At 54.8% G+C, this 13,015-nt stretch carries 11 protein-coding genes; 6 read left to right on the plus strand and 5 right to left on the minus strand.

Annotated elements, in window-relative coordinates; genetic code table 11:
* The first annotated feature begins 15 nt into the window (after window positions 1–15).
* Window positions 16–1,383, plus strand: a complete 1,368-nt coding sequence (locus AC3WT9_RS23125; RefSeq protein WP_341380430.1) for an aspartate aminotransferase family protein — start codon at window positions 16–18, stop codon at window positions 1,381–1,383.
* On the opposite strand, the gene AC3WT9_RS23130 is transcribed toward AC3WT9_RS23125, so the two are convergent.
* Window positions 1,349–3,037: a PucR family transcriptional regulator gene (locus AC3WT9_RS23130; protein WP_341380061.1), complete on the minus strand. Its 1,689-nt coding sequence runs from the start codon at window positions 3,035–3,037 to the stop codon at window positions 1,349–1,351. The genes AC3WT9_RS23125 and AC3WT9_RS23130 overlap by 35 nt on opposite strands.
* A 324-nt stretch (window positions 3,038–3,361) precedes the next feature.
* Here AC3WT9_RS23130 and AC3WT9_RS23135 point away from each other — a divergent pair, with 324 nt between their 5' ends.
* The 4 genes from AC3WT9_RS23135 to AC3WT9_RS23150 all read left to right on the plus strand — a co-directional run bounded on the left by AC3WT9_RS23135 (window position 3,362) and on the right by AC3WT9_RS23150 (window position 7,782).
* Window positions 3,362–4,753, plus strand: coding sequence for an NAD(P)-dependent oxidoreductase (locus AC3WT9_RS23135; RefSeq protein ID WP_341380060.1), 1,392 nt, complete (start codon window positions 3,362–3,364; stop codon window positions 4,751–4,753).
* Window positions 4,754–4,822: 69 nt separating this feature from the next.
* Complete coding sequence (gene preA / locus AC3WT9_RS23140) at window positions 4,823–6,112, plus strand: NAD-dependent dihydropyrimidine dehydrogenase subunit PreA (RefSeq protein WP_038597650.1); 1,290 nt, start codon at window positions 4,823–4,825, stop codon at window positions 6,110–6,112.
* A gap of 1 nt (window position 6,113) precedes the next feature.
* Complete coding sequence (gene hydA, locus AC3WT9_RS23145; RefSeq protein ID WP_341380059.1) at window positions 6,114–7,541, plus strand: dihydropyrimidinase; 1,428 nt, start codon at window positions 6,114–6,116, stop codon at window positions 7,539–7,541.
* 1 nt (window position 7,542) lies between these two features.
* Complete coding sequence (locus AC3WT9_RS23150) at window positions 7,543–7,782, plus strand: hypothetical protein (protein ID WP_341096975.1); 240 nt, start codon at window positions 7,543–7,545, stop codon at window positions 7,780–7,782.
* 164 nt (window positions 7,783–7,946) lie between these two features.
* On the opposite strand, the gene AC3WT9_RS23155 is transcribed toward AC3WT9_RS23150, so the two are convergent.
* A complete protein-coding gene (locus AC3WT9_RS23155; protein ID WP_341096974.1) occupies window positions 7,947–8,462 on the minus strand; it encodes a GNAT family N-acetyltransferase in 516 nt (171 codons plus the stop codon).
* Between the two features lie 163 nt (window positions 8,463–8,625).
* On the opposite strand from AC3WT9_RS23155, the gene AC3WT9_RS23160 reads away from it, so the two are divergent.
* A complete protein-coding gene (locus AC3WT9_RS23160) occupies window positions 8,626–9,270 on the plus strand; it encodes a TVP38/TMEM64 family protein (protein ID WP_038597638.1) in 645 nt (214 codons plus the stop codon).
* Here the strand turns inward: AC3WT9_RS23160 and AC3WT9_RS23165 are convergent.
* The 3 genes from AC3WT9_RS23165 to AC3WT9_RS23175 form a co-directional block, all read right to left on the minus strand.
* On the minus strand, window positions 9,256–10,767 hold the full coding sequence (locus tag AC3WT9_RS23165) for an aminotransferase class V-fold PLP-dependent enzyme (protein WP_341097809.1): 1,512 nt from the start codon (window positions 10,765–10,767) through the stop codon (window positions 9,256–9,258). The two genes, AC3WT9_RS23160 and AC3WT9_RS23165, sit on opposite strands and share 15 nt — an antisense overlap.
* Window positions 10,768–10,943: 176 nt before the next feature.
* Window positions 10,944–11,420 carry a DsrE/DsrF/DrsH-like family protein gene (locus AC3WT9_RS23170; RefSeq protein WP_038597634.1) on the minus strand — a complete coding sequence of 159 codons (477 nt, stop codon included), beginning with the start codon at window positions 11,418–11,420 and terminating at the stop codon, window positions 10,944–10,946.
* Between the two features lie 268 nt (window positions 11,421–11,688).
* The gene (locus tag AC3WT9_RS23175; RefSeq protein WP_341096972.1) at window positions 11,689–12,969 is read right to left on the minus strand and encodes a glycoside hydrolase family 27 protein; all 1,281 of its coding nucleotides are present in this window, start codon (window positions 12,967–12,969) and stop codon (window positions 11,689–11,691) included.
* Window positions 12,970–13,015 lie beyond the last annotated feature (46 nt).

The following is a 13,015-nucleotide window of genomic DNA, read 5'->3' on the forward strand; positions in this document are numbered from 1 at the left end:
AGAGGAGAGATTGCGGTGCAGAGCCTGGAGAACGAAAGCAAGCTGGCCGTCAAGAAAGATCAGCAGTATCTATGGCATAACATTACCCCTTACAGCGAGAGCCATCCGCCGATGATCGCGGCGACGGCAAGCGGATCATGGGTTACCGATATTGACGGGAATAAATTTCTGGACGGGATGTCCGGGCTGTGGTGCGTCAATGTCGGATATGGGCGCAAGGAGCTGGCCGATGCGGCCTATCAGCAGCTGCTCACCCTGCCTTATTTTCCGCTCACGCAGAGCCACAGGCCGGCTATCGCGCTTGCCGAGAAGTTGAATGAATGGCTGGGCGACGACTATGTCATTTTCTTCTCCAACAGCGGATCGGAAGCGAACGAAGCGGCCTTCAAAATGGCCCGCCAATACCAGCAGCAAATCGGCCAGCATTACCGGCATAAATTCATTGCCCGCTACCGCGGTTATCATGGCAGCTCGCTCGGCGCCCTGTCAGCGACCGGCCAGGCGCAGCGCAAATATAAATATGAGCCGCTGACCGGCGGATTCCTCCATGTGGCACCGCCGGACAGCTACCGCCGTCCTGACGGCATGACTGTGGAGGCGTTCAACCTCCAATGTGCGCAGGCCATTGAGGATACGATTGTCTGGGAGGGAGCAGAGACGGTTGCGGCGGTAATTATGGAGCCGGTGATTACCGGAGGCGGAGTCATTGTGCCGCATCAGGTGTATATGGACCGGGTGCAGGAAATCTGCCGCAAGCATGGAGTACTGTTGATTATTGATGAGGTCATCTGCGGCTTCGGGCGTTCCGGCCGCAGCTTTGGCCATCACAATTTCGGCATCAAACCTGATATAGTGACGATGGCCAAAGGGCTGACCAGCGCCTATCTTCCGCTGTCGGCAACGGCGGTGCGCAAGGATATTTATGAGGTCTTCAAGGACAACAGTGATGATTATGGATATTTCCGCCATGTGAATACGTTCGGCGGCAATCCTGCGGCCTGTGCGCTTGCGCTGCGCAACCTGGAGATTCTGGACCAGGAGCATTTGGTGGAGCGTGCTGAAATCCTCGGGCAAAGGCTGGCGGATGCATTCTCTAAGCTGCGGGATCACAAGCTGGTAGGAGATGTCCGCAGCTTTGGGCTGGTCATCGGCATTGAGCTGGTGGCAGATAAAGCCACCAAGCAGCCTGCCGATCTGGCTGTCGTCAAAGGAATTATTGCCGAATGCAAATCTAAAGGGCTAATCATCGGCAAAAACGGAGATACGGTGGCGGGATTCAATAATGTGCTTACCTTTGCACCGCCGTTATCCTCCACCGATGAGGATGTGCAGTTTATAATCGAGACGTTCAAAGCTGTGCTGAACGGGAGCTGGGCAGAGTGAATTTCTCCGGATACAGGAACTGGTAGGCACGCAGGGCGACCTGGATGGAGATGCGGTTCTCCGGCAGCATGAAGTCTTCGCCCAGCAGTTCGGTGATTTTGTCCAGCCGGTAATAGAGCGACTGTCTGACGATGAACAAATTGCGGGCGGCGATTTGCTTGGAGCCGTCGTGGTCGAGATAGACGCGCAGCGTCAGCAGGAGCTCGCTCCCTTTGGACTGGTCGTGATCGATCAGCGGGCCGAGATAGCTGCGGATGAAATTCTCCAGCGTCTTGCCGTCATTCAGGTTCAGCAGCAGCTGGAATACGCCGAGTTCTTCGTAGAACAACACAGACTTCTGGTAACAAGTATAGAGAGACAACGCTTGTACGGCTTCCTGATAACCGGCATAGGCATGTTTCAGGCCCCTGTGGGACTTGCTGACTCCAATAACGAGCTGCAGGTCCTTCAATTTCTCGTCGGAGCGGATATGCAGCAGGGAATCAAGCGCCTGCTGCAGCCGCAGCTTGCCGGGCAGCTTGGACTGGATATCTAGCGCGATGACAGTGAGCCGGTTGTTCTTGAGTGTGATCAGCGGGCGCAGCGAGTATTTCTCGAAGATGGAGCGGAGAATGAGCGACAGATGGAAGGTGATGGATTCCCAATCATTCTCCGAGCTGTTCCATTTAACATCGCGGGGATTCTCGATCTCAATCAGGCATACGCGGTACGGCAGCTCATTCAAGACATTGAAGTCGGGTCCCGCCAGTCCCTTGAGCCGGTTGTCATCCTGGGTGCGGCCGCTGATCAGCTCATCCACCCACAGGTTCTCGGAGAACAGCTTGCGTTCCTCCATATACCGTGTGCGCAGCAGCTCCTGGGCGATCGACAGGGAGGCGGAATCCAGCAGCAGGCAGTCGAACTCCTGGGGTTTGTGGCTGCTGACCATCAGGATATAAGCCCAGGTCTGGTCGAGCGCGCCCACCGGCTTCAGCGCGATCAGCTTGTGGCCGAATTCACGGATGTAAGGTGCGGCATCGGGCTGTACGCCCTCCATCTCCTCGCTGAAGGCTTCGAAGAACTGAAGCAATGGGGCCTGATCCCCGGGCGGCAGCGCCGGGAAGAACAGGGGTTTGCCCTGCAGCTGCATATATACAATTTGCGTGCGGGTGCTTTTACATAATAGCTGCAGAACCTTAAGGGTCCCTTGGGAAGTCAACGTCAGGCGGTGGAATTCACGGGAGATGCTCTCCAGCTCCTGCAGCATGCGGTGATGGCGGTTGATGATGAGGGAATGCAGGTCAAGCGTGATATCCACGAAACGTACCGTTCGGGTGAAAATAATCAGCGGGAAATCGTGGCTATTCGCCAGGTCGATCATCTCCTGCGGGATTTTGCAGAAATACTCTCCCAGCTCGATGCACAAACAGGCGGCATTCTTATCGATCAAATTGTGCATAAATGATAAGGAGGCAGGCAAATCAACACTTACACCCATCCCCGTAGTCAATATCATCTCTTCCCCGTGAATCAGTCTTTCAAAACTGGCGCTTTCCAGTACATGCACCCAGCGAATCGCCCGGTTCAGGCCGTTTTTTCCGCCGATAAGCTCCGCTTCCGCGAACAGCGGTCTTTTCAGCGCATCGCGGACCGTAAATACAAGTTCCCAATCCATAAGCTTCCCCCTCGCTATATCGTCAGGCAGGTAAAAAATACACTTTTGAAATTAGACAATGTGTCTAGTGTAACGAAAAATCAAAATGACTATAGTTTGAATATAATATGTGAGGAAATGTAACTCGTTCAGAAAGAAAATAGAATGGATTCTTTGGTTTATTGCCCATTTTACTACATCAAGCCTGATAAGTAAGTAAAATTTTAAGGCGATTATTGAAATAATGTTATATTATATAACACAAAGATGATTTCGATGATGAAAATGTAATTTTTTATCCGGTAATGCCTGGGAACACCACTCGTCCAGAAGGAGGGAGATCTGATGGAGCATTCTTCTCCGTTAACCACGTTTACGCCTGATATGTTCATGCGCAACTTCGCCGAGGCTGAGCCGGGTTTGACCCGCAAAGGTGCAATCGAAGAATCCAACCGTTGTCTGTATTGTTATGACGCCCCCTGTATTAAAGCCTGCCCGACCAGCATTAATATTCCTTCCTTTATTAAGCGGATTGCCACCGATAATTTAAAAGGCTCGGCGCAGACGATCATGGACTCCAATCCTGTAGGCGCCAGTTGCGCCCGTGTCTGTCCTACCGGGGAATTGTGCGAAGGCGCATGCGTTCTGAATGATGCTTCGGCACCAATCCAGATCGGACTGCTGCAGCGTTATGCCACGGACTGGGCTATAAACAGCGGTGTTCAGTTATTCAAAGCCGGTGCTCCTAATGACAAAAAGGTCGCTGTCATCGGGAGCGGTCCTGCCGGGCTGTCTGCGGCTAGAGAGCTGGCGCGTGAAGGCTTCCAGGTGGTGATCTATGAGGCGAAGCCACTCGCCGGCGGGCTGGATACGCATGGTATTGTCTCTTTCCGGCTGCCGCAGTCTATATCGCTGTGGGAAGTGGAGCAGGTGGAGCAGCTGGGCGTGGAGATCCGCACCGGAACGAAGGTTGGCGTTGACGTCTCCGTGGAGGAGCTGAAGGCGGAGTATGATGCCATTGTGCTGGCTGCAGGGATGGGGTATGTTCCTCCGCTTGGGATTGAAGGAGAGAAGCTGTCCGGGGTATACGATGCGATAGAGCTGGTGGAGACCACCAAGACAGGCATTCCCACACTGGAGCTGATGGGCCAGCGCGTCGCTGTCATCGGCGCAGGCAATACGGCCATTGATGCAGCAACCTGCTCGGTGCGGCTGGGAGCATCGAATGTGAAGATGGTCTACCGCCGTACGCGCTCGGAGATGACGGCCTACGATTTCGAATATGAATTTGCCAAGCAGGAAGGTGTGGAATTCAACTGGCTGACTTTGCCGAAGCGTATTGTCGGGGACGAGCTCGGCAATGTTACGGCACTGGAGTGCGTGCAGATGAAGCTGACCGGGGAGACCGGCAAAGACGGCCGCCTTGCGCCGATGCCTGTTGATGGCTCTGAGTTCCTGATACCGGTGGATGCGGTTGTGGTAGCGATCGGACAGAAGCGGCGGTTGGACCTGATTGAAGCGCTCGGTCTTGAGCACAACTATGGGGTTGTCACAATTGATGAGAAGACCGGACGGACGTCGGATCCGCAGATTTATGCCGCTGGTGATATTGTGTTTGGTTCCGGCAAAGGCGAAGCGATGGTCGTATCCGCCGCCCAGCAGGGCAAAGACGCCGCTTATGCGATTGTGAAGCAATTGTTGGGCCTGCAGGACAGCGTGGCAGGTTCTGCTGTCTAAACGGGGAGTGCCAAGCAATACAAGACCGGCGGCTTCAACCGGACTTTATATGACAGGGAGGGAACATCAATGGCAGATTTGAGTATTGATCTTGCAGGTATCAAGTCACCTAATCCATTCTGGCTGGCGTCTGCGCCGCCTACCAATACAGGCTATCAAGTGCAGCGGGCGTTCGAGGCCGGCTGGGGAGGGGCGGTGTGGAAGACACTCGGTGATCCGATCATTAACACCTCCTCCCGGTTTGCGGCCGTGCATTTCAACGGTCAGCGTGTGGCGGGCTTCAACAATATCGAGCTGATTACGGACCGCCCGCTTGAGGTGAACCTGAAGGAGATCTATGAAACGAAGAAAAAGTTTCCGGGTCATGCGATTATTGCCTCCCTGATGGTCGAACCGAGGCAGGACAAATGGCATGAAATCGTCAAACGGGTAGAGGCTGTCGGCGTAGACGGCCTGGAGCTTAACTTTGGCTGTCCGCACGGGATGGCGGAACGCGGAATGGGCGCAGCCTCCGGCCAGCAGCCCGACCTCGTACAGGCGCAGACCACCTGGGTCAAAGAAGTCGCGACCACGCCGGTCATTGTGAAACTGACCCCGAATATAACGGATATTACAGTCGTTGCCCGCCATGCCGTCAAAGGCGGCGCCGATGCGATCAGCCTGATTAATACAATCAACAGTCTGGCCGGCGTGGACATTCACAGCTGGAACACGATTCCGAATGTCGGCGGCCAAGGCGCGCATGGCGGTTATTGCGGCCCGGCGGTGAAGCCGATTGCGCTCAGCATGGTGGCCGAATGCGCCCGCGACCGCGGAGTCGGCGTGCCGATCTCCGGAATTGGCGGCATCTCCACCTGGCAGGATGTGGTTGAGTTCATGCTGATGGGCTCCACGGGCATTCAGGTCTGCACGGCAGTTATGCATCACGGCTTCCGGATCGTCGAGGAGATGATCGACGGGCTGAACAATTATCTGGATGATAAAGGGCTGGCTTCGGTCACTGAGCTGATTGGCAAATCGGTGTCTAAGTACTCCAATTGGGGTGATCTGGACCTCAACTATAAAGTCGTTGCACGGATTAACGAGGAGAACTGCATCAACTGTAACAAATGCCATATTGCCTGCGAGGATGCTTCGCATCAATGTATCGACATGTTAACGGATGCCGCAGGAAAGGCAATTCTGCAAGTGCGTGAAGAAGACTGTGTGGGCTGCAATCTGTGCTCCATTGTCTGCCCGGCAGACGGAGCCATTGATATGGTTGCCCTGGACAGCGGCGCGGCGCCTCTGACCTGGAATCAGCGTCAGAAGGTCATCAGCGGCTTGAACGGCTCGTATTCAGAAGCGGAGGTGGTCTAGCATGAAGAAGATAATCAAAAATGGCATTATCGTTACCGCAGCGGATACTTATAAGGGAGATGTGCTGTTTGAGGACGGCATTATTACCGGAATAGGGCTGAAGCTGGAAGCGCCGGGTGCGGAGATTATTGACGCTTCCGGCTGTTATGTCTTTCCGGGAGGGATAGATCCCCATACACATCTGGATATGCCCTTCGGGGGAACCGTGACGGCTGATGACTTCGAGACCGGCACGATTGCCGCCGCCTATGGCGGAACGACAACGGTCATCGACTTCTGCCTGACGGCCAAAGGCCAGCCGCTTCAGCAGGCTGTCGATACCTGGCATAACAAATCACAGGATAAAGCGGTGATTGACTACAGCTTTCACCTGATGGTTTCGGAGCTGAATGACAAGGTGCTGGGCGAGCTGCCGCAAATTATTGAAGACGAAGGCATCACTTCGCTGAAGGTGTTCATGGCCTACAAGAACACTTTTCAGGCCGATGACGGTGTACTGTACAAGACTTTGCAGGCAGCCAAGCGGGAAGGCGCACTCGTTATGGTCCATGCCGAGAACGGCGATGTGATCGAATATCTGGTGGAGCAGGCTCTGGCCGCAGGCAACACCGATCCGATCTACCATGCGCTAACCCGCCCCCCGGAGCTGGAGGGTGAAGCCACGGGCCGGGCCGCTTACTTGACGGAGCTGACTGATTCGCAGCTCTACGTCGTGCATGTCACCTGCGCCGAAGCGGCCTGGAAGATTGCTGAAGCCCGCAAGAAAGGGCTGCGTGTCTACGGTGAAACCTGCCCGCAATATCTGGTGCTGGATCAGACCGCGCTCGCGAAGCCTGATTTTGAAGGCGCCAAATATGTCTGGTCCCCGCCGCTGCGCGAGCAGTGGAATCAGGAGGTGCTGTGGGATGCGCTGTGGAGCGGCACGCTGCAAACGATCGGTTCCGATCAGTGCTCCTTTGACTTCAAGGGGCAGAAGGATCTGGGTCTGGGCGACTTCTCCAAGATCCCGAACGGCGGTCCGACGATTGAAGACCGGTTCAGCTTGCTCTACTCCGAAGGGGTGCAGAAGGGGCGGATTTCGCTTAATAAATTCGTGGATATCATTTCGACCTCCAGCGCCAAGCTGTTTGGCCTATTTCCGCAAAAGGGCACTATAGCTGTAGGCAGCGACGCAGACATCGTGATTTTTGATCCGTCGGTGGAAAGAACACTGTCTGCCGAAACCCATCATATGAACGTCGATTACAACGCGTTTGAAGGCTTTGAGGTTAAAGGCGAACCGGTATCCGTACTCAGCCGGGGGGAATTCGTGATCCGCGACAAGCGGTTTGTCGGCCGGGCGGGTTCCGGCAAATACCTGCACCGCAAAAGGTTTGCAGCGGAAGCACCGCGACCGGCCAAAGCGGAAATCAGCGGAGGAGTGGTCTGAGATGTCTGCATTTGATGAGTTTGACCAAGAGCGGCAGGAGGTTGACGATTTGCTGCTGCAAGGCTACTCCATCGTCAGTATTGAAGAGGATTTGGACGGTGCCAGGGTGAGATTTATTCATAGCAGCCCAGGCAGGGTGCCGGTGGAGCTGCAGCTGCTGACGGCGGATGCGCGCAAGCATGTGACGACGGTGGTTTTATGTGGTCTGAGACCGGCCACCCCCATAGAAACGCATACGTAAGGTGCGACAATTCTAAGATACAGGGTTCGCGTGTCAAAAAAACTGCCGGTAGGCCAAGAAACAATTGGCTCCTATCTGGCAGTCTTTTTTGTGCAGTCCGGCAAATTTATGTAGAGAACTTGCCCTGCTAAAGGGCGCTGCAGAGGGAATTGGCGCCAAGAAGACTATGCCTGCAGCGATAGCTTGTCCAAATACTCGGACCGCAGAATCGACATGATGTGCAGCGACTCGAAAGAATCCCCAGTCCTTACACAGTCCCTAAGGGTCCCTTCCAGTGTGAATCCCGCACCTTCATAGACATGACGGGCTCTGAAGTTATGTTCTTTAACGTCCAGCCACAGCCGGTGGGTTTCGGTTTGGGTGAAGATCCAATCCGTCAGCAGTGAGAGGGTTGTTTTTCCGTAGCCTCGTTCCTTAGCCTGTATGACAAGCCGCTTAATGCAGACACTAAGATTAGGGTCCTGCAGCCCCGTTATAATCACATAGCCTGCTTGTTCCCCGGATTTATCCTGGATGATGAGATGCAGAATGTCCCCGTCCTGTAGTGCTGCAACATGCTGTTCCCTGCTCCATTGTCCGATAAAGCGTCGATTAGATTCGGCCTGCTCGGCAGCCAGGACGAAATCCAAATCTTGAAGCGCAGTTTTCCGTATATCCAGCAGTCTGGATGGTATTAACATGGAGCTCTCCCCTTTACATTGATAATTATAGCAACATAGTACAAGAAGAACAGGATGCTGCCAACAGAAAAGGTCATCCTGTGCCAATCTATTGTATAATTGAGGCTCGGCGCCACAAATTATACAGATTCAAATTTAGCAAGGATGAGGAGTGCGGGAGGGTATGTACTTTCTGGATACGGTATCATGGCTGACAGAGGAACGTCTGCGGCTGTTGCTGGAGCAGTACCGCTCGCTCGGGCCGCTGCCCGGGATCGGGCTGACTTTTATGAAATCTTTTGTACCGCCGCTGCCTACGATTGCGATTGTGGGATTAAACGGTGCGGTTTATGGCTTATGGCTCGGATTCCTGTATTCCTGGATCGGGCTGGTTGCCGGTTGTGTGACCACGTTTATGATTATCCGCAAAATTGCATCCCACCGCTATCTGCGGAAGTGGGCGCAGCGGCCAAAAGTAGCGAGAAGCATGACGTGGGTCCGCCAGAGCGGGTTCAGTTATGTCTTCCTGCTCAGTATATTTCCGGTAGGGCCTTTTGTGGTCATCAATATGGCAGCCGGGCTTGCCGGCATGCGCCTGCGGTCTTATCTGCTCGCTTTGTGTGCAGGCAAAGCCATCATGGTGTTTGCAGTTTCCTATATCGGAAATGACTTGGATCGGTTTATCCGCAATCCGTGGGAGATCATCTATGTGCTGCTGTTCATCGGTGTTTCCCTATGGTGCGTCAAGGCCATAGAGGCCCGGTTTGCCCGGGCGGCGCGGGAACAGGAGAAGCCGCTTGCCGCGGGAAATTCTTCACACCACGAATAGTCCGCTGATGTCGGCATCGGTCTCATGGTTTCCGCTGAGATGAACCCAGCTGTTTGTAGAGGCGTTATAGCGGTAATCCTGTCTCCATTCCTCTATATGGCGGACAATGCTCCGCACTGCGGAGATGATCGTTTGGACTTCACGGTCTGTCATGATGGGGTGCAGCGAAAGGCGGATCCAACCCGGCTTCAAAGACTGGTCTCCGGCCTGAATCGCGTGAATGAAATGCTGGGAGAGCTTGGCGTCAAGTCCAAGCAGATAATGTCCGTAGGGGCCGGCGCAGGAGCAGCCTCCGCGGGCCTGAATGCCAAAACGGTCATTCAGCAGCTTGACGGCCAGATTGTAATGGATGTTCTTCAAGATAAAGGATACGATGCCGTGGCGTTTGGTATGCTCACCCGCCAGGATGTAACATCCGGGGATTCCGGCAAGCCCGGTCAGCAGCTGGCGGCACAGTTCCTGTTCCCTCCGCATCATGAACTGCCCGTTGCCATTCATCTTCTCCTTCAGTTTCAGGCAGAGCGCTGTGCGGAAGGCCTGCAGGAACCCCGGTGTTCCACCGTCCTCGCGGACCTCCACTTCATCTATGTAGCGGCGTCCGCCCCAGGGATTAACCCAAACCACCGTGCCGCCGCCGGGCTCATCCGGGAGCTGGCCCCTGCAAAGCGCGGTATCGAATACCAGTACCCCGCTTGAACCGGGGCCTCCAAGGAATTTATGGGGAGAGAAGAAGATGGCATCGAGCTTCTCCAGCGGGGAGGCAGGATGCATGTCGATCTCTTCATAAGCCGCGCTGGCGGCAAAATCGACAAAACAGAGGCCTCCGTGCCGGTGCATCACCTCAGCGAGCTTGTGGTACGGGGTCTGTATGCCGGTTACATTGGAGCAGGCGGTAAAGGAGCCGATCTTGAAGCGGCGGTTCCGGTAGCGGATCAACAGATCCTCCAGTTCCCGGAGATCCATGCTTCCATCCGCCCCGGCCGGTACGGTGACCACGTCGCCGATGCCCTCCTGCCAAGGCAGCAGGTTGGAATGATGCTCCATGTGGCTGATGAAGATAACCGGGCGTTCCTCTGGAAGACAGAGGTAATGATCCCGCATCCATTCCGGCAGCTTTAGGCCCATCAGCCGCAGCAGCTTGTTCACTGCTCCGGTTGTGCCGTTGCCGCAGAAGAGCAGGGCGTCTCCCGGCCCGGCATGAACATGCCGCTTAATAATGTTCTGAGCCTCGGCATAGGCGAGTGTTATAGTTAAACCGGTCGTATTGGACTCGGTATGCGGATTGCTGACATAGGGGCCGAACGTCTCCTGCATTTTGCGCTCAATCGGCTCATACAAGCGCCCGCTGGCGGTCCAGTCGGCATACAGCAGCGGCTGCCGTCCGTAAGGCGTGGAAATAGAATGCCGGTTGCCGATGGTATGCTCGCGAAACGTTGCGAAATGCTCTTGCAGTGAAGCGGGCTCCTCCGCAGAAGAAGCGTGGTTGATGCTCAGCACAGACAATCCCTCCAGCCCGGTGATTTCTCGCAAGATACGGCTCACGCCCTCTTACAAAGGACGGCACGGCCGTTTCTTCTTGCTAATTAAGAGTGGGGTTATATTCCCAGGCTCAGTATATGCCCGCTGGAGGCAATGGGTTAAAGCCTATTGTCTGCATTCATTAAGGAGCTCCTCTAAATAAAGAGCTGCATGTCACTTTCCAGCGCATCCTTCAGATAGGTGGCCGCATCAATGATCTCCACCTCGGGCAGAAACTCCTCCGGCTTGAAGCCCATGATCTCTACGGACAGCTTGCAGGCGTAGAATTTAATGTTTTTTTTGCGGGCGCCCTTGAGAAAATGAATCAGCTTCGGCGCGCCCTGATCCTCCATCATTTCCTCCAGCATCATCCGTCCAAGACCGCTGAAGTTCATCCGCGAAAGCGGAAGGTGCTGTGGTCCCTTCGGTGTAATGACATCCATCAGCTTTTCATAAATTGTCTTATCCTCAAGTGTCATCTTCTCGGGGTCGCGGACAAGGAAGAGTCCCCAAAAGGCGAAAAACATTGTGACCTCAACCTCAATATCCCTTGCGGTATTGGCCAGAATCAACCCGGCCATCGCTTTGTCATATTCCCCGCTGAACATCAGCAGATTCATCTTTTTGCCCATCGCTGCATTCCTCCGTCACATCATAGAATGACCTTAGTATGGTTAACGTGAGGAGAAGTATGCCTGCTGTCATAAGATGTTCCAAATGCCGCTAGGCGTGTAGGGGATTGGCTCGATTGGATCTATCCTGTGACTGTCCTGAGAGGGGATGTGCTATGGCTGGTTGGATTTCCCGGCATATATCTGCAGCAAAACGGCAGGCCCGTTAATCCGGGTCTGCCGTAAGATGAATCACTTGGTTCATTCAACGTTATGACTGCAGCGGGAGCTATGTCAGACGATACAGTACTGCGCCATGCGGAGCAATCTCGCAAGCGAGCTCGTCTTGCACGGGGCCAACCTCCGCCCCGCTCCAAAGCTCCTTGGCAGTGACTGGTCTCTCAAGGCCCAGTTCTGCGAGAGTTACGCTGACCCTCTGGGTGTTTTCGCCGGTATTAAACATCGCGGCATAGCGGCACCCGGAGTCCCCTTCCGCCGTCCAGACCACGCGGTCTCCTGCCCGGCTGATGAGGCGTGCGCCGTTGCTGTTGCGGTGCATCTCCAGTACATCTGGGTTGGTCAGCAAGGAAAGGGTCCAAGCGTCGTTATCGCGAAGTTCGCCGCCGAAGAACAGGGGCGAGCGGAAGATGCTCCACAAGGTCATCATGGTGACCTGCTCATCAGGCGTGAAGCGAGTCCAGCGGTCAGCCCCGCCGCCGTCTACGGAGCGGATGCCGATATGGCCCAGCGGCAGCATATCGCAATCCGGCCAGCTGCCGGCTTCGGCTTTGCCTGCCCACGCCTCACAGCGGTCAAACATATCCAGGAGCAGGTCCCAATGATCCCAGAAGTCATCGGTGATCCGCCACATATTGGCATGTTGGCCGAGGAAATCTCCATAAGAAACCGGTGCCGGTCCCGGGGAGAGGCTTAGGATCATCGGGCGTCCGCAGTGCCGGATCGCATTCTGGATCAGCTCAATCTCGGGCTGGTGTGTATCGTACAGTCTGGACGCAGCAATATCATCCACCTTCACAAAGTCTACGCCCCATTCGGCATACAGCTCAAATAGGGAATTGTAGTACGCTTGGGCACCTTCCTTGGCAGCATCAACCCCATACATATCGGTGTTCCAGGGGCAGATGGAGTTGGGATGGGCGATGTCCCGGGCGGTCGCTCCTGAACCTTTGACCGGGGTGGCGGCATGCGCCGCCTGTCTTGGAATTCCGCGCATCAGATGAATGCCGAATTTAAGGCCCAGACTGTGTACATAATCAGACAAAGGGAGAAACCCCTTGCCGCCTTCTGCCGAGGGGAAACGGTTCACTGCCGGCATCAGCCGGGAATATTCGTCCATTTCCAGCGGAACAAAAGGACGGTACTGCGAAGAAATTGCCCCCGGCTCATACCACTGAATATCCACAACGACATATTCCCAGCCGAAGGACTTCAGGTTCGCCGCCATATATTCAGCATTTCCGCGGATTTCCTGTTCCGTAACTGCAGCTCCATAGCAATCCCAGCTGTTCCAGCCCATAGGCGGTGTTTTCGCATACTGTAAGTGACTCATTATGATGATCTCGCTCCTTAAACCCCGGAAGGGGTTGTAGAATAAA

The sequence above is a fragment of the Paenibacillus sp. EB106-06-01-XG199 genome (assembly GCF_058791575.1).

Coding starts and splice junctions, on each gene's coding strand:
- AC3WT9_RS23130 (WP_341380061.1), bottom strand. CDS start 3,037: ATGGATTGGGAACTTGTATTTACGGTCCGCGATGCGCTGAAAAGACCG.
- AC3WT9_RS23135 (WP_341380060.1), top strand. CDS start 3,362: ATGGAGCATTCTTCTCCGTTAACCACGTTTACGCCTGATATGTTCATG.
- preA (WP_038597650.1), top strand. CDS start 4,823: ATGGCAGATTTGAGTATTGATCTTGCAGGTATCAAGTCACCTAATCCA.
- hydA (WP_341380059.1), top strand. CDS start 6,114: ATGAAGAAGATAATCAAAAATGGCATTATCGTTACCGCAGCGGATACT.
- AC3WT9_RS23150 (WP_341096975.1), top strand. CDS start 7,543: ATGTCTGCATTTGATGAGTTTGACCAAGAGCGGCAGGAGGTTGACGAT.
- AC3WT9_RS23155 (WP_341096974.1), bottom strand. CDS start 8,462: ATGTTAATACCATCCAGACTGCTGGATATACGGAAAACTGCGCTTCAA.
- AC3WT9_RS23160 (WP_038597638.1), top strand. CDS start 8,626: ATGTACTTTCTGGATACGGTATCATGGCTGACAGAGGAACGTCTGCGG.
- AC3WT9_RS23170 (WP_038597634.1), bottom strand. CDS start 11,420: ATGGGCAAAAAGATGAATCTGCTGATGTTCAGCGGGGAATATGACAAA.
- AC3WT9_RS23175 (WP_341096972.1), bottom strand. CDS start 12,969: ATGAGTCACTTACAGTATGCGAAAACACCGCCTATGGGCTGGAACAGC.